Raw genomic sequence first — 17,456 nt, 5'->3', positions numbered from 1 at the left:
CAATTGATAAATTTACGATAATATGTCGATTTGTTTAAATATTTCAGCTCAAATCTTATAAATAGCCGGGCTTAATATAAAAACCCGAAAAGCCACAAGGGAATAACGCCTTTTTTCCCTACCTCAATCATATCTTTTGCTTGAAGCACCCCGTCTTCATTTTTAGGCGTACCACTTCCGTTGCCACAAATTAAAAAATGATGTATATCATCTACCTTAAAATCGGATTTGCCGGAAACTGTTAATTCGTGACAACACCCCAGTTGATTGTAAAAAAATGTTTTGTGCAATATCTCTTTTTGGGGTTCCTCGCCACGTATTGAATAAACCAGGTTTGGATTGTGCAGATATATCAACGAAGGTTTTTTTTGCATATCTTCCTCACCGTCGTAAAGCAACTTTACCAATCGCGCCTGACGCAAATAGTATAAATAATTCATTACCGTTGCCCGCGAGGTTTTTATTTGTGCACTCAACTTACTCACATTGGGTTGAAACGGAGCTTCACCACCCACCTGATAAAGTAATTTGCGTAATCTGGGTAAGTATTTGAGTTCTATCTGCCGCAAAAAACTAATATCTATTTCTAATATCAGATTTAAACTTTTCATTAAGTTTTCGGCATAATGTGCTTTATCTAAAAAGAAAGGATAATAACCATAGCGTAAATAATCATCGAAATAAGCCAAAGGACGCACTTTGCTCACAATATCGGCTGCAATATTTTTGTGATTTGCCAATATATCGTCCAATGTGTAAGAATCGAACAAAATACCCGTTTTTAATTCCAGAAATTCACGAAACGAAAACCCTTCCAGCTTGTAGGAGTGCACAATATCGCGTAAATGTGGATTTTCTTCGCGTAATCGCATGACCGTTGATCCGGAAAAAACTATTTGCAAGTCGGTGAAATGGTCGTAACAATACTTCATTTCTTCGGACCAACCCGGATATTTATATACCTGATCCAAAATCAAGGTCTTGCCTCCTGTCTTTCTAAACTCATCTGCAAAAGACACAATGGTGTTTTGCGTAAAATAAAGGTGATTTAAATTAACGTACAAACAGGCCTTATTGCTGCCGTAAGTGCTTTTGGCAAAATCGAGCAAAAAATCTGTTTTACCAATACCTCGGGTACCTTTAATACCTATGAGTCGGTGGCTCCAATCAATTTGCCCCATTAACTTTCGTCGCATGGGCACCTTTAAATTATCTATCAGATACTTATGAGTTTCAAAAAAAGATTGCACAATAATAATGTTGTATTTTGCTTCACAAATGTAACATTCACTTTGAAACAATTGCAATCTCCACATTGCATTTTCGCTTAAAAGCTGTAATTTATACTTATTAAAAATAAGGGAATTGTATAATGTGCACTTAACGCTGTGAGGTGGTAAGTGTAGTATTTACATATCTGTTTAAAGCAAATCGTTAAGCGTTACGTGTTTGTTTTTCAAGAAGTAAACTTTTTTCGGCTATTTATTTCCACCATTATGCCAATACCGAGTTGATCTTTGGCACCTTTTTTCATAAAAACCATGCGTAAAGAAGACCAGCACATTATGCGATTAAGGCGAACAAACATTTGCCTCACTAGCATTTTAAAAGTCTGGATTATTTTGGCTCCAGCTTTTTATCGGCAGGCCATTACACCAAATAAAAAAGGCCTTCTGTTTACACAGAAAGGCCTTTAAAATATATTCTAATTCAAAAAAATTATCAGTCGTTCATCGAAATCAAAAACTCTTCGTTATTCCTGGTGGTATTCATCCTGTCGCGCAAAAATTCCATTGCTTCTATAGGATTCATATCGGCCAGATAATTGCGAAGCACCCAGATACGGTTCATGCTATCCTTCTCAATCAATAAATCCTCACGACGTGTACTGCTCAAGGTTACGTCAACTGCAGGGTATATGCGCTTGTTCGACAGCTTACGGTCTAACTGAAGCTCCATGTTGCCGGTGCCTTTAAACTCTTCAAATATCACCTCATCCATTTTGGATCCGGTTTCAGTAAGTGCCGTTGCCAAAATAGTTAAGGAACCACCATCTTCAATGTTACGTGCCGCACCAAAAAAGCGTTTTGGCTTATGTAGCGCATTAGCATCCACACCCCCCGAGAGCACTTTACCCGAAGCAGGGGAAACGGTGTTATAAGCTCTGGCCAAACGGGTAATAGAATCCAACAACACAACCACATCGTGGCCGCATTCCACCATCCTTTTGGCCTTTTCTAATACAATGTTGGCTACCTTTACATGGCGTTCTGCCGGTTCGTCAAACGTAGAAGAAATAACCTCGGCATTCACACTGCGCGCCATATCGGTAACCTCTTCCGGACGCTCGTCCACCAGTAGGATAATCATATACACCTCAGGGTGGTTAGAAGCTATAGCGTTAGCCACCTCTTTTAGCAGTACCGTTTTACCGGTTTTTGGTTGGGCCACAATTAAACCGCGCTGTCCCTTACCAATAGGCGAAAACATATCTACCACACGGCTCGATAGGCTATCCCGGCCAGTACCGGTTAATTTAAATTTTTCGTTAGGAAAAATAGGTGTCAGGTGGTCAAAGGGAACCCTGTCGCGAACAACCTGTGGCGACCTTCCGTTTATTTCTTCCACTTTTATCAGCGGAAAGTACTTCTCACCTTCTTTCGGCGGACGTATGGTACCCAAAACAGTATCGCCTGTTTTTAAACCAAATAGTTTTATTTGCGATTGCGACACATAGATATCGTCGGGCGAATTTAGATAATTATAATCCGATGACCTTAAAAATCCATATCCATCCTGCATAATTTCCAACACGCCGGATGCCGATATAATGCCATCAAAATCAAAAGCTTTGTCGTGCTTATCGGTACGGCGGTGCCCATTGCCCTCTTTCGGGCTTCTGGATTCACGTGTATCGTGCGGGCGGCGACGTGATGTATCGTCGTTCTGACGAACGGGGCGTCTTGCTTCGTTACTACGCTCTTTATCTTTAGATTTTTCTTTTGCTTCTCCGCTTTTTTTAGCTTTAACAGGAGTGCTACTCTCCTGTTTGGCTCCATCATCTTTTGCCTGATCACGATTGTCGGCTGCTTTGCCTTCCACTTTTTTATCGCTTCCTGCTTTTGCGGCTGCCGACGATGCTTTTACCGATTTAACATCGGGTTTATCATCTGCTACCTTGGGATTTTCTGCCTTGCTTTTGCCTGCCTCCTTTGCCGGCGTATCCGCAGCCTTGTCCTTAGTACTTGCCGCCTTTTTTACGGGCTTTTTGTCCACCGGCTTTTTATCTGCCAATTTCCTTACATTCGGTCTATCTGCCTTTGTTACTTTTTGCTTTTCCGAAGCCATAATGGCTTGCTCATCCAGAATCCTATAAATTAACTCTTGCTTTTTGTAGGAATCTAAGCGTTTAATATTCAACTCTTTAGCTACCTCTTTCAATTCGGGCAAGAGCTTTTTACTCAATTCAAGAATATCGTACATAATTTTTATCAATAAATTCTCTTAGGGGGAAATTTTTAAATGAAATGATCTTCCGTTCGGTATTACTATATAATGTGTTACTGGATTTTAGTATTCTGAAAGGCTAAAATTCTAAAGAAAAGAACTGTGCCCAGAAGATTTGACGCAAACTTACGTAATATGAACGAAAACGCAAAATTATTTTTTTATTTTCATGTTTATATTTTCTTTCAATTGCCATATTGAACTCACCAGAAAATAATCCCTCCTTTTGAGAGAAGCTTTTCTCGTAAGCCCCAACCTTTCTGGTGCCGGCTTCAGTTCTGCCTACCCCCACCCTTCAATAAAAGCTTATAATTTTATGTCTGCATAGCCCATCATAATATTATAATTACTAATCTTTTTTGTTCATTAGCCCTACTATATACTACAAAAACAGGCTTTAGTAGTTACAATTTAGTAGTGTATAATAAATATTTATGAGAAGTAATAAACACCCACATACTTTTTTTGTTATATTTACGAGACATAACTACAATACAACACACATACAAATTTCCGCTAAGCATGCGACAACTTAAAATTACAAAGCAAGTTACCAATCGCGAAACTCCTTCGTTAGACAAATACCTGCACGAAATAGGCAAAGTAAAGCTGATTACTTCAGAAGAGGAGGTAAGGCTTGCCAAAAAAATAAAAGAAGGCGACCAGGTAGCACTGGAAAGATTAATAAATGCTAATTTGCGTTTTGTTGTTTCTGTATCCAAACAATACCAAAACCAAGGTCTGAGCCTACCCGATTTGATAAATGAGGGTAATTTAGGACTGATAAAAGCGGCACAACGCTTTGACGAAACACGAGGATTTAAGTTTATCTCGTATGCCGTTTGGTGGATTCGTCAATCTATACTTCAGGCATTGGCCGAGCAAGCCAGGATAGTACGACTACCCTTGAATAAGATAGGCTCTATGAATAAGGTAAACAACACCTTTGCCATACTCGAACAAGAGTACCAACGTGAACCTACTGCAGATGAAATTGCAGAAACACTAAATTTGGCGCCTAAAGAGGTTAAGGAATCTTTAAAAGCCATGAACAAGCACGTTTCGATGGATGCCCCTTTGCGGAAGGACGAGGACAATAATATGTATGATACCCTTTTGCCCACGGATACCGTAAGTCCGGATAATAAACTGCTCACCGATTCGCTACGACGCGAAATAGACCGTTCTCTATCTACTTTATCAGCCAGAGAAGCGGATATAATACGTCTTTATTATGGTTTGAATGATGAACCGCCTTATTCGCTCGAAGAAATAGGTAATCTTTTTAATCTTACCCGCGAAAGGGTGAGGCAGATAAAAGAAAAAGCCATCAAAAGATTAAAGCACGCCTACCGCAGCAAAATACTGCGTTCGTATTTAGGATAAACCAACCGGCAGAAATATTACTTTTAGGGTTTTGACAAATATCAAAACCCTTTTTTATTCACTAATTCCTTGTTACTTTTGTTTTTGAATTTAAAATTTCGCACTATTCAACGTGTAAAAAATATTACTTACTGCCATAAAAAATCACCATGAAACACTTGTTAGCACCCTCCTTGTTGGCCGCAGATTTTAGTAAAATGGAATCGCAAATAAAAATTATTAACCAAAGTGAAGCCGACTGGCTCCATTTGGACATCATGGATGGTATGTTTGTGCCCAATATTTCATTTGGACTACCAGTTTTAAAATCCCTACGACCACATGTTAAAAAGCCATTTGACGTGCACTTGATGATTGTGGATCCGGACAGATATATTTCTGATTTTAAAAAGGCAGGAGCCGATTTACTTAACGTGCACTACGAAGCGTGTAATCATTTACACCGAACTATACAAGCAATCAAAAATGAAGGTATGAAAGCAGGCGTTACGTTAAATCCGCACACGCCCGTTTTTTTATTGCAAGAAATTATTGCGGAGCTTGATTTGGTATTACTTATGTCGGTGAATCCGGGCTTTGGGGGTCAGCAATTTATTCCCAACACCTTTAAAAAAATTAGCGACCTGAAAAATCTGATAGCTAAATCGGGTAGTACGGCTTTAATTCAGGTGGATGGCGGCGTTGATACACATAATGCAGAACAACTGGTTAATGCGGGAGCCGATGTATTAGTTGCCGGAAGTGCTGTGTTCAATGCCCCGGATCCCATTGAAGCGATTAGAAAGCTCAAAAACTTCTCGGCCAAAGTATAGGTGGTAATTTTTTACAACGATAGTAACTGTATGGCGTTGAAGGAATCCTTGGTTTGTACTACAAGCTCTCCGACAACTGCCGTACGGACGGAATAGCTTTTAATGGCGCGTACTTTTAAAGCAAACACTTGGGCAACAAATCTTTGGCTTTCATCTTCAAACCTCTAATTTTTATCCTTCAATCTTTTAAAACATCTTTTTATAACATCGCTTGCGTTTGTGCTGAATATGATCGAATGATTTCCATAGCTGTATGGCCACCTTGTTGTCTTCGAGCATCCCAGTGGTTTCTACAAAACGGATTCCTTCGTCATTGGCTGTTTTCCATAACTCATTCATCAAAAGCGATACGCCACCCATCTTTTGTAGTTCGGGCTTAACACCCGTGAGCATCAAATCCATTTCCTTGGGTTTTTCCAAAGCATTTTTTAAGTGCCACCAACCAAAGGGCAGTAATCTGCCTTTAGCTTTTTGCAATGCTACGGACAAAGAGGGCAGCGCTACCACAAAACCCGCCAGCTCATCTTCCTTATCGAGCATTACCTTAACGTAGCGTGGGTTTAAGGCCGGAAAAAACTTGTTGATATAAAACTTCACCAATCTATCGGGCAATCTAAAGGTGCCAAATAAACCCACAAAGGCATCGTTAAACACTTTAAATATCTGTTCGCGATAAGGCTCTAACTCGTTCCTGGAGTTAAAATTAAGTATTTTAAGGCCGTATCGTTTCTTAATCATCTCCGAAATTTTCAGGGATTTTTCGGGCAGCGCCTCCGGGAAGGTAATCCTAAATTCCAGCCAATCCGTTTCCTTGGTATAGCCCAGCTTTTCGATGTGGCTTTGATAGTAGGCATGATGATAGTCGCTGGCCATTACGGCAATGTATTCGTGTCCTTCGATAAGCAGGCCGGAGTGATCCAGATTAGAGAAACCTAAGGGTCCCATCGCACCCACCATGCCTTGCTCCTTTAGCCAGCACTCAGCAGTTTCAAACAGCCGCTTTACCACCTCAAAGTTGTTTATAAACTCCATGCGGGTTATGCGGCCTATCTTTTTACCTATCTTACTTATCCATAAGTCGTTAACTATGGCACCTATCCTACCTACAACTTGTCCGTCCTGATACGCCAACCAAAATTTTGCTTTTGAAAAATCATAAGCCGGATTTTTATCGGGCGATATGGCTCCCAACTCATCCGCCCGCATGGCTGGCACCCAACAGGTATTGTTTTTATACAATTTATACGGAAAATCAACAAACTTTTTCCTTTGATTTGTGTTTTTAACCTCTACTATTTGAACGCTCATTATATGCTCCTGAATTAGCCGGTAAAAATAAGTAAAAAATACATTGTTTTAATTGACCCGTGAAAACATTCACGAATTGGACTGGAAAAATAGTGGAAACGGTTGGGCTATGGGTAGTGCGAGCCTAAGGAATACCCCCACATTCAATTTATTACTAAACTTCATTGCCTGTTTTAACATTCATATTATCAACCGACCCCGCATTATGTATAGCTTTTGTTACCCCTTGTTTTTTTTGTTCATTCAACAAATGTTTCCCTAATCACTGATTTTAATTCTTCAATTTCAGGTTGCGACAATCTACCTAAAACCTTTTGAATTACCTATTTGTATTATTGGTAGTTTCATAGACTTATGCTGAATATGTAATTATAAAGTTAATACACCTATTCGTTTCTCCAAAAGCTTGCATTTTGCTTGATGTCTCTTTAAATAATGGGTAACGAATAAATACCCTTACCTGTTACTTGCATATTAGTTTAAGTGCGATCAACGAAATCCGATTAATTAAAAAGGAATAAGTTTAAATTGAATAGTTCATTGGCACCCAACAACGCAAAAAACAATCCCAGTATGGCATACACAATGCGGGCTCCATTTATACCTAATGCTTTTACCAGAAATTGCGCTTTACGCTGATTAAAAAAGTAATGCCAATTAAACAGTGCGGCAATAAGAATAATTAATCCGAAAAATAAAAAAAGTCCATTTAAAACTACACTTTGCTCCATGCTGTCAATTTTCTATAAGGGTAATTTAACTGAAAAATTTTATACAAATCGGTCGTTCTGTCTCGACCGTATGTGGCAACCTAGTGAGCTTACCGTTTTTCTTGTTCCTTTTATAAACCGTTATATTGTTTGCATCGCGATTGGCTACAAGCACAAAGTTGCCGCTAGGGTCGATAGCAAAGTTACGTGGCCACTTTATTCCATCGGTCATTAATTCCACGCGTTGCAGATGAGTGCCACTAACTTCAAAAACAGCTATACAATCGAAACCGCGGTTTGACGCGTATAAAAATTTTCCATCGGGCGAAAAATGTATATCGGCGCAGTAGGCTACGCCACTAAATGTGTCTGGCAACATGCTTAGGGTTTGCATTGCTTCTTTATACACTCCCGTATCATCTATTGCAAAGGTACTCACGGTGCAATCCAACTCATTTACAACAGCCAATATTTTACCATTGGGGCTAAAATCGAAATGGCGTGGCCCCGCACCCGGACGGCATAATACAGAATCCAGGGTTTTTAAACCATTTTCTGTAATCGTATACACCATCAGCTTATCCGCTCCCAAATCTGCAGAATATATCCGGTCGCTACCCGGATCTATATTTATTGAATGGGCGTGAGCTGCTTCCTGACGGCTTTTATCGGGTCCGGTGCCGTAATGCTGTACCGAGTTTAAGTAGCTTAATTGATTGTTTAAGAAATGGAACACACACACATCGCCCGAGCTATAATTGGCAACCATAACTTTTTCCCGGGATTGATCCAAGGCTACATAACAAGAACCTTGTCCCGGTACAAGGGCTTCGCTTATTGGCGTTATGGCACCATTAGAATCATTTACCTTATAACAACGAAGCAACGAACTCTTTGCCTGGGGCTCCTGCGATTGACCTACCGCGAATAACAAGTTGTTTTGCCTATCTACTTCCAAAAAATTGGGATTGAGCATTTGACTGGCTAACGCGAGCTCTCCTATCTGTCCGCTTACCGTATCAAAATAACAATATTCGATGCCTTTTAAGGAATCATTACTTGTAGCACCTACATACATCAATACCTTTGAATTAACAGCAGTATGCTTACATGAACACAAAGCCACAGCTGCGCACACAAAAAACACTAATTTATTCATAATGAATTATTTAAAACTTAGCTTGGAATGAACAATAAGGGCGGAAGTTACTAAAAACACACGAAAGAAGTTCAGGCTTTTAATACTTATTTTAACAAAAAAGGCAGCTTCCACGAAACTGCCTTTACTGTTAATCTACTATCTGTTGTTTATTTCTTAAACAAGGGATCCAATCCAAAAGTACCTACTAAATCCTGCAAGTACTTATCCGACTTAACATATGCCATTCTTTTTTTAGCTGTGGCCATCTTCTTGGTGATGTCCATTTTATCTACAAGACTGGCGTTTTCTTCTTTAGCGGCAAAATCCTCAAGATAAACCAACTGATTGGATATCAATTCAATTTCTTTGTTCTGCCTTAGCTTCAACCTCTGCTTGTACCAATCGCTATTAATTACGTTATCACGATCGAAATATTTACGCAGTTCGGGATCGCTAATGTCTTTACCCTCGTAATTTCCGTAGGCCATTATGTGCAACAGAATTTTTAATGGTGGTATGGCAGCCTCAACACTTCCGTCTTCAAAGTACGCGAGGGCCACTTTTTGCTGCGCTTCTACAATATTGTTTATACCGTCGGCAAAATCGTCCATACCCTGCAATTCAGGTTTCAACATCTCTTCGTTAAATACAGCCTGTGGCTCGTCGAACAAACGATTCATACATCTAAACGCAAACTTTTTGGTTATCCGGTACCCCAACCTACTGGCTAACACTTTTTTACCCTGGTACTCAAAGTCTTCCATTTTTTCGAGGCATCCGGTTTCTATCAGCAACTTAGCGTTTCTATCTTCGGGTACCAAACGTGCCCAAATCTCCGGTATCAAAAGACTAATATCATGGTCGAAGCGCGATTGCCCTATATAACCGGCTGCCGAACTAAAGCCCTGGTATTCTGTCAGAATGTATGATAGAAGGGCATTGTTTAAATCGGTAGTCGGTGCCAACATATTAAATGGCCCTTTGGTTAAGGCTCCCTCCGAACCGGCACCGGTTGTAGAAGGCGACTTACCTGTTAAACTACAAATAAAATCCATGAATAGCTCGGGCAGCTCCTGATAATGAATTGGATTATACACACTTAGTGCCCGAATACCGTTGGCTTTGTCGGCAGGATTATTCCTTCGACCCGGCAGTACCGCATTAACCGTATTTATTACCGGATCTTCTGCCTTTACCTTCCGGCGTAAACGAACCCCTACCTCGGCCAGGTAACTATCTTTCGTTTCGTTGGCGTAGATGTTCTTTTCCAGATAACGCGGATTCTTTGTTGGTACACCATCCACAAGGCGTGTGTGCGATGGCGTTACAAAATAATGATCGTGACCGGACTCGGCCACCTTAGTAATCAAATCCTTTACCGGTTGGGTGTACTCGTCAAAGTGGATGGCATCTTCTATCAATTCAATGGCATCGGCTTTACGCATGGGCTCGTAGTTGGTAAGAAATGTACCACTTTCAACGATATCTGCTTCCGCCTCAATGTCGTAACCTCTTATTATCGCCTCATCCGGACGCTGGAATAAGTAGCTTTCGCAGTTCATGGCCACCTTAACACTTTTATTATCGTACTCCGGGTTCAGGTACTCAATTTTTGTGGCCGGCAAGGTTATGGAAGCAGTAATGTCGTCTTCCATTTGTATTTTATGACTCGGCACAAAATCGGAACGTAATTTATGTACCAACCAGTTTTGATCCTTGCTAAAACCTATGCGCACGTAGCTGCCTATCACCGGATGATTTTTATACATCAAGGTGGTGCCGGCCCGTCCGTTAATTATTTCCGTAGTCATATACTCTTTCCAGTTGCCTTTTTCGGTATCGTGACGGTACAGGCGCTTAATAAACAGCACCAGGGTGCGTATATGCTCCGGCATTTCTTCTAAAAACTTGTTGTACTCGTCGCTATATTGATCCGAAGGAGTAAGAAGTTTCACCGCCGACCCCAGAGTACGCTTGGTACTTAGGAAAGGACGCGACTCATCTGCATCCGGACGAACATTTTTCCATCGGTTAGAGTAATCTTTATTAATGATTTCATCGGCCAGTTTAAAATCCTCCTCCAGGTTCTGGATGTTAAAAATACCATATTTGATGGCATTTTGGAGGGACTTTGAAATTTCGGACTTCCCACCCCCCGAAACAGTACAAGGCTTGTGGCAAAACATGCCTTCGGCATTGGTATGTATAATCCGCCATAACTTTTGGGTTGGATGTTTAACCAACTGGAATTTATCGCCCGAAGGCATCACATAGGTTTTGTCGGGCGAAAGTTTCAGGGCAAACGCATTACCTTTGTTATCCCAACTTATCGTACTTTTTTGAATATCGATATTCGCAAACTCCGGAATATATACAATGTTAGTATACTTTTTATCGATGGCATATCCTTCCGGTTTCACCGTAGCCTTATCGCCTAAAAGCTTCATGGCCTCGGCAAAACTGTATTTGTTATTAAAATTTTTAGAAAAATTTTGACCAAATACATTCTCACCCATAACACCACGAGGATAGGCTATGGCTCCACCCGCATGCTCCTCTTCCACCAGGCCGTATAGGTTGGCCGAATAGCTGATTTGCGTTTTAATTTCCTTTTTGGAATACCCAAAGTAATTATCGGCAATTAAGGTTATCACCACACCTCTTTCGTCGCGGCAGGTTATTTTAAATGCTCCACCATCGTTGTACAGCTCATCTTCTTTTTCCCAACACATGCCATCTTTTTTCTGGCGTTCGGTGGCTTCAGAAACGTGAGGTAATCCAATATCTTTTTTCTTGAGTTGTGTTAGTTGGGGGGCCAGCACTATACACCCGGTATGTCCGGTCCAGTGCTCAATATCAAGTGCCGCATCGTTTTGGGCTAAATTATGATCCCCAGCATTACCGAAAATATTTTCCACAAAATCGAGGTTACTGGCCAACGATCCCGGGGCAAAAAAACGTACCTCCAGACTTTTTTCATCAATAAATCCTTCTACCTTAGGACATACAATAGGGCGCAGCAATAACGATAACATTACTTTAGCCTGCTGCTTTTGGCCCGAGGTGAAGGGCAGCGTTTTGTATTCGTCGGAAGGGTTAAAGGCCGAGTTCAGCAGGTGCGCAAAAGCTTGTTTCGGCACTTCTTTTTTGTCCAGGGGCACAGGCAGTCCTCCTTCCACAATATGAAAGGTTCCCTTGGTTGTTCTTTTATCACTGACCGGATTATGTAACACGCCTTGCTTAACCCTGTAAGAGGTTATTAACTCGCTTTTAAAAGTATCGCCGTTGGGAGGCAGGCTTATTTCACGCGCCAGCCCTTTTTGGTTCAGCACCAGGGTATCGTTGGGGATGCGTAATGATTTATCAATTTTTACATCCTTCAAGTAATCATCAATAAAGTTTTGTATCCTGGTATCTGCCGGCGATAAATGGTCGCTGAGCAACCTTGATTTTTCCCTGAAACTACTGATAAGCCCTTCGGTCAGATTCAGAAACTTGGCATTAGAAAGCTTCTTTTGAGCATCTGTTTCGTCATAAAACAGTGGCTGCCCCAAGGCTGCTAATTGAAGGTTGATGTATTGAATCATATCCTTACGATCCCTTTTAGTAGGTATCGATTTAAATACTTCGTCTTTCATTATTATCTAAATTTTATTAGTCTTCGTAATTGCAAGTGTCAAAAATAATCAATTAAAGATATTTTTCTTCATTTAAATATTTAATAATCCTTAATTGCTTATAATTTGATTAATAAACAAGGTGAATTCATTATAAATTGAAACATTAATCCCATTATTCAAAACCATTAAACATGAAAACGGGGAATTTCTCTTTTTGATTTGTAAATCGAATTGAAGTATTGGTTTCGCTTTTAATGGTTTACTTAACTACAATTTTATGCCGACACATGCTTGATAACATCAAAGGGTAACAGTAAAAGTACGGTAAAATTATGACTTTACGAAAAGCCAAAAGAAGAGATTTGAATAAACTGATGTCGGAACGTCGTGCTGCGCAAAACGCACAGGGAGTAAAGCGTTAAAGAAAAAATATGAGTTAATTTGAAACGTAAAATAAACATCGGACAGCGTTCAGTTTACACTCCTCTTAATTTTAGCTTTAATATGTCAGCGGCCCCATTTTTTGCTGATTAGGAATGTATAATATTTGTTTAAACCCACGCGTGCTATAAGGGAACGGTTCTCTTATAAATTGTACCAATAAAAAAACCGTTCCCCTATATTGTTATGCAATGGTATCTTCAACTTTGTCTTTCACTTCTGTTTCGTCCTCTTCTGCTTGGTAATCTTCCTTTTGATGATCTGATTGATTTTTTTGTTGTCTTTCCTCATCGGTGAGGGGACGCAGCTTATCGGGGATAGGCTCGTTTACTTCATCCTTAAAATAAGGGAACACATCGGCGATGTTGCTCTCGATAATGGCTACTATGTCGTAATCCACGGTCATACCACTCATCGATTGGTTTATTCTGTCGTAAGCTTCTTTTAAATCGGATGCCAGCACCAGCATTTGGTTGGCTACTTTCTTCTCTTTACCCGCCTCTTCATCAATGCTTACAAACATTATTTTGCATTTGTACCACTTGTCGCCGTCGTCGTAAAAAAACAGATCGGTATAATTGGCTTTTTTAATCGACGGAACAGAAAACTCACCACTTACATACTGCTCCATTTCGGCATGTATCCTGCTCTCAGCTTCGGTATACGAAACGGCATCAATAAGATAAGGCAGGTTTACTTTTTTTTGTTTGCCCGTTTGTTCATCTATTTTTTCGTACTTTACTTTACACTCAAACCATGTATTCATTTTTATTGCTTTTTTTTAATGCTTAGTTCGTATTTTAAAAAACTCTAATTACTGTTTGGGCAAAGATAGCAGTGTTGTTCAAACAATAAATTATTTCCGAAATCATTCTTCACATTATTTCACAAGAAACACTTAATGAGAACATTAGATCGAACACTATGTATTCAATCGAATTTTTTATGAGAAAATTCACTTTTTATATACGTGTGATCTCCTGATGGGTTGTCCTATATACAAATGAAATTAACAGCAGAAATTTTAAGGTCATGAAACAGGAAAGAATTAGAAGGAATTTATATAAGGTTTTACGCAAAACAGGTGTGCCACGGGATTTGATTATTGAGGATGCCGCCCTGCAAGAAGAACTTTTAAAGGATGATCTCGATCTGACATGTTTTTTGTTTTTTTTGGAGACAAAGTTTGAGGTAGAGATTGAGAACTCAGAATTAGCCAAGCTATATTCCGTGGGTTCCACCATTGAATTTCTTCAAAAACATTGTGCCTGATACAGTTTGTAATGTCAGATTAAATATAACAGGAAACCAAGCTTTAGTACTTGGTTTTTTTTGTGCTTGGCACCACGTTTATTTCTACCGCTGCCTGCTTAAAAATATTTTCCAGTTCTTCTTCGGGTCGGATAACATTATAGTTCTGCCAAAAGTCGGGATCGTAATCCACAATTTTATCGGCCAGCACATACTTGGTTTTAAATGCTTCTGAATATCGGATGCGCTTTCCCTGGCTGGGTCGTGCATTAGTGATAAGCATATCGGATGTAATCTCGTACACCGATTTGATTTTATTACGTTTGTCCTGCATATTAATAATCAGGTCGCCCCTTACACTGTTCAGCATCCACTTGTCTTTGTAGGGTCTGTAATCTACGATGTAACGAGTGTAAACCGGGGTTGACTTTACTTTTTTGGCATTTTTACGTATTAAATATTTATTGCTGTTACGTAGTGTTTTTTTGGTCATACCAAACTCGGCACGCAGGAGCGCAAAGGTTGCCATATCAACAGATAGCTCCCCCTCATAATAAATACCATTTAATTCTGAAACGGGTGTAAAGCCTATTTTATATACTACTCTATCATTCACAATATCCTGTCCCTGGTAGGTGTAGGTATAGTTATGTGCATTTTGCCCTCCTATAAAATCAAGGTGCTTGGCAACATCAACAGTGGAAAACAGGGCAGGCCCTCCAGCCAGCTTTAAACGGGCCACAGCTACTTTTTTGTCTTCTACTTTTTTTCGCCCTTTTATAAAACGAGCCTCTTCATTATCGTGGGTGTGCAGATAGGAGCTTTTAAAAATCTCTATGGCTGCCTCCGAAACTTCAATGTATTTACCATCTTGCTTTATCGATTCGCGAAAAAAGGCTGTAAGTAGTACGGGATTGGTAAAATAATTACGTTCCCGGTTTTCTATTATACGTTTCACAATTTCGTAAGGAGACAACAACACCACTTTTATTTCCTTTAGCTCAATGGTTTGCGGCTGTAACGATACAATAATTGCGGTGTCGCTTTGGGGGATGGGCACACTATCGTTACGATAAGCAATGGACGAGAGTATTACTTGCTGCCCCACATATTTACGGGGTACCAGGAAGGTAAAATCACCTTCTGTGTTGCTGGTAGTACCTAAGGGCTGACCTTTTACGGCAATATTAACAAAGGGTATTGGCTGGTTGTTGTCTGCAGAAACCACTGTACCGCTTATGGAAACATAATCAAGGAGTGCGGCATTGGGTGAGTGATGGGCAATCATTATTTGCCTTCGAACACTGCTAAAAGTGAGACTGTAATGCCTGAATAATTCGCTTAAAATATGGTATAGGCTTTGGCGCTGATAGATAGCTTGCACAAGCGAGTCGACCGGCAGGTTTGAAGGATCGTACGAAAAGTCATAATTATACAGATGGTGGAGCGAATCTAAGAGCGCCTCAATTTTTATCGACTTATAATTAAGCTCAATTTTTTCATCCAGTACATGTTCATCTTTATCCCCCGGCTTATCCTGCGCGTAAGTACAACTGTGTGCAAAGACTATTGCAATAATAAGTATAAGTTTTAACGGGGCTATCATGCAGTCATGGTTGTGCGTATTGAATGTATTTGCAATAAAAATAGCAATAAAAATTAATTGTGCCGATATTCAAAATCATCTCCGTATATTCCACCGAATACACGCATTATATGATCTATCGTATATTTATCGAAGGTAGCCGTTATTTTTTTATTTCCCATCTCAAATTTTTCCGGAACTATAACGCTTACATTATATACCTCTTCAATAAGGGTTATGGCGTCAATCAGCTTTTCATTTTTAAAGGTAATTTCCCTGGTTTTCCAGGCTATATAATTATTGTTGGTTAGTTTCATTTTTGTTAATGAATTATCGGCCATATTAAAAATGGCTTTGTCGCCGGCCGCTAGCTCTACACTATTGTGCGGATGGAGCAGAGAGGAGACCAGCACCTTACCCTCGCGCACGCATACTTCGTTTAAGCTGGCATTAGGCAGCGCCTTTACGTTAAACGCTGTACCCACAACGCTTATTTTAATTTGTTGTGTATTGATAATAAAAGGACGGTTTCGGTCGGCTGCAATATCGAAGAAGGCTTCACCGCTTAGGGTTACATATCTTTTATCTTTGGCAAAAAGGGATGGGTATTGAATACTACTGTTCCGGTTAAGATCTATCCGGGAACCATCGTCGAGCCCAACTTGTTGTATGCTGTCGCTGGTTTGCGAAAGTGCAAAATTTGCCGGCGCAGTTGTTTTATCGGAAGGGTTTAAGAACATGATTACTGCTATAATAACGGATGCGGCCGCAGCCACTATGCCGGTACGCCAAATGCGGATGCTGCGATTATCAGGTAGCTTTGTTTTTTGTTTTACATTGTACCAGGCTTGCTCCACATCAATCTTTTGGGATAGCAGTGCAAATTCCACCTCGCTCATATTTTTACATATATCGTTCCACTCGGCTAGGTTTTCTTCATGCTTTAACCACTCCTTAAAATTGTTGCGTTCGGCTTTGGATGCTTCGCCGGAAAAAATCCGTGCGGCCAACTCCCAATCCATACTTGTGTTTATTTTGCTCATCACTTTTTATATCAAAATATGATACACTTGCTTTTTTAACTCTAAAAGCTTTTCTCTTAAAAATTTTAATGCCTTAGCCATTTGTGCTTCCACGGTTTTTTGCGAAAGATTCAATTGTTCTGCTATTTCTCTATATTTTAGGCCATCCACCCGGTTGAGCTTGAATATTTTTTTGCGCTGTTCGGGTAACTGCTCTATCGCCTTATTTATTTGCTGCATAGCACCAGAATCGGGATGGTGCACTGTTTCTAACGGATATGCCGACTCGTCGGATAGTGTAAAATCCCGATTACGTTTTTGTCGCTTTAATTCGTTATGGCAGCTATTCCGTACCGCTATCATCAGATACGATTGTAACGATGTTATTTGGTATTGTTCCCTTTTTTCCCACAGCTTTACAAAAACGCTTTGCACTATACTTTCTGACATATCAGTATCGTGCAAATAGGAATGGGCAAAAGCTGTAAGATGCACATAGTACTTCCTGAACAATTTTTCGAATGACAATTTGTTGCCTTTTTTTATCTGCTCAAAAAGTACTGCATCTATATTTTTATCCTCATTTTGGTGCATGCATATTTACGCGTTTGTTAATAAGACAAGATAGATACCTTTTTACCCTTATCCAAAAAAGTAAAAAATTACGGAGGAG

General features: G+C 39.9%; 13 protein-coding genes. 3 read left to right on the top strand and 10 right to left on the bottom strand.

The window, feature by feature from the left end; translation table 11 throughout:
• Window positions 1-71: 71 nt before the first annotated feature.
• Both FN809_RS11640 and rho read right to left on the bottom strand, forming a co-directional pair.
• On the bottom strand, window positions 72-1,196 hold the full coding sequence (locus tag FN809_RS11640; RefSeq protein ID WP_246095589.1) for an AAA family ATPase: 1,125 nt from the start codon (window positions 1,194-1,196) through the stop codon (window positions 72-74).
• A 526-nt stretch (window positions 1,197-1,722) separates the two neighbouring features.
• Window positions 1,723-3,483 carry a transcription termination factor Rho gene (gene rho / locus FN809_RS11635; protein WP_142533690.1) on the bottom strand — a complete coding sequence of 587 codons (1,761 nt, stop codon included), beginning with the start codon at window positions 3,481-3,483 and terminating at the stop codon, window positions 1,723-1,725.
• Between the two features lie 546 nt (window positions 3,484-4,029).
• On the opposite strand from rho, the gene FN809_RS11630 reads away from it, so the two are divergent.
• Together FN809_RS11630 and rpe are read left to right on the top strand one after the other, a co-directional pair.
• The gene (locus FN809_RS11630) at window positions 4,030-4,893 is read left to right on the top strand and encodes a sigma-70 family RNA polymerase sigma factor (RefSeq protein WP_142533689.1); all 864 of its coding nucleotides are present in this window, start codon (window positions 4,030-4,032) and stop codon (window positions 4,891-4,893) included.
• A gap of 149 nt (window positions 4,894-5,042) precedes the next feature.
• Window positions 5,043-5,705, top strand: a complete 663-nt coding sequence (gene rpe / locus FN809_RS11625; RefSeq protein WP_142533688.1) for a ribulose-phosphate 3-epimerase — start codon at window positions 5,043-5,045, stop codon at window positions 5,703-5,705.
• Window positions 5,706-5,891: 186 nt separating this feature from the next.
• Here rpe and FN809_RS11620 read toward each other — a convergent pair whose 3' ends face one another.
• The 5 genes from FN809_RS11620 to FN809_RS11600 form a co-directional block, all read right to left on the bottom strand.
• Window positions 5,892-7,013, bottom strand: a complete 1,122-nt coding sequence (locus tag FN809_RS11620) for a GNAT family N-acetyltransferase (RefSeq protein ID WP_142533687.1) — start codon at window positions 7,011-7,013, stop codon at window positions 5,892-5,894.
• A 503-nt stretch (window positions 7,014-7,516) separates the two neighbouring features.
• Complete coding sequence (locus tag FN809_RS11615) at window positions 7,517-7,744, bottom strand: Imm17 family immunity protein (protein ID WP_142533686.1); 228 nt, start codon at window positions 7,742-7,744, stop codon at window positions 7,517-7,519.
• A 25-nt stretch (window positions 7,745-7,769) separates the two neighbouring features.
• The gene (locus FN809_RS11610; RefSeq protein WP_142533685.1) at window positions 7,770-8,882 is read right to left on the bottom strand and encodes a lactonase family protein; all 1,113 of its coding nucleotides are present in this window, start codon (window positions 8,880-8,882) and stop codon (window positions 7,770-7,772) included.
• 149 nt (window positions 8,883-9,031) lie between these two features.
• Window positions 9,032-12,502, bottom strand: coding sequence for a hypothetical protein (locus FN809_RS11605; protein WP_142533684.1), 3,471 nt, complete (start codon window positions 12,500-12,502; stop codon window positions 9,032-9,034).
• A 607-nt stretch (window positions 12,503-13,109) separates the two neighbouring features.
• On the bottom strand, window positions 13,110-13,691 hold the full coding sequence (locus FN809_RS11600; protein ID WP_142533683.1) for a DUF4494 domain-containing protein: 582 nt from the start codon (window positions 13,689-13,691) through the stop codon (window positions 13,110-13,112).
• 266 nt (window positions 13,692-13,957) lie between these two features.
• Between FN809_RS11600 and FN809_RS11595 the strand changes: the two genes are divergently transcribed.
• Complete coding sequence (locus FN809_RS11595; RefSeq protein WP_142533682.1) at window positions 13,958-14,197, top strand: acyl carrier protein; 240 nt, start codon at window positions 13,958-13,960, stop codon at window positions 14,195-14,197.
• Window positions 14,198-14,240: 43 nt separating this feature from the next.
• On the opposite strand, the gene FN809_RS11590 is transcribed toward FN809_RS11595, so the two are convergent.
• The 3 genes from FN809_RS11590 to FN809_RS11580 are packed head-to-tail and all read right to left on the bottom strand — an operon-like array spanning window position 14,241 to window position 17,377.
• Window positions 14,241-15,782, bottom strand: a complete 1,542-nt coding sequence (locus FN809_RS11590) for a carboxypeptidase-like regulatory domain-containing protein (RefSeq protein ID WP_142533681.1) — start codon at window positions 15,780-15,782, stop codon at window positions 14,241-14,243.
• 53 nt (window positions 15,783-15,835) lie between these two features.
• A complete protein-coding gene (locus tag FN809_RS11585; protein WP_142533680.1) occupies window positions 15,836-16,804 on the bottom strand; it encodes a FecR family protein in 969 nt (322 codons plus the stop codon).
• 6 nt (window positions 16,805-16,810) lie between these two features.
• Window positions 16,811-17,377, bottom strand: coding sequence for an RNA polymerase sigma-70 factor (locus tag FN809_RS11580; RefSeq protein ID WP_142533679.1), 567 nt, complete (start codon window positions 17,375-17,377; stop codon window positions 16,811-16,813).
• Between the last annotated feature and the right edge of the window lie 79 nt (window positions 17,378-17,456).

The sequence above is a fragment of the Saccharicrinis carchari genome, assembly GCF_900182605.1.
Taxonomy (GTDB): domain Bacteria; phylum Bacteroidota; class Bacteroidia; order Bacteroidales; family Marinilabiliaceae; genus Saccharicrinis; species Saccharicrinis carchari.
Note: the sequence above shows the minus strand (reverse complement) of the source record. Positions and strands in the feature narration are given on the sequence as shown.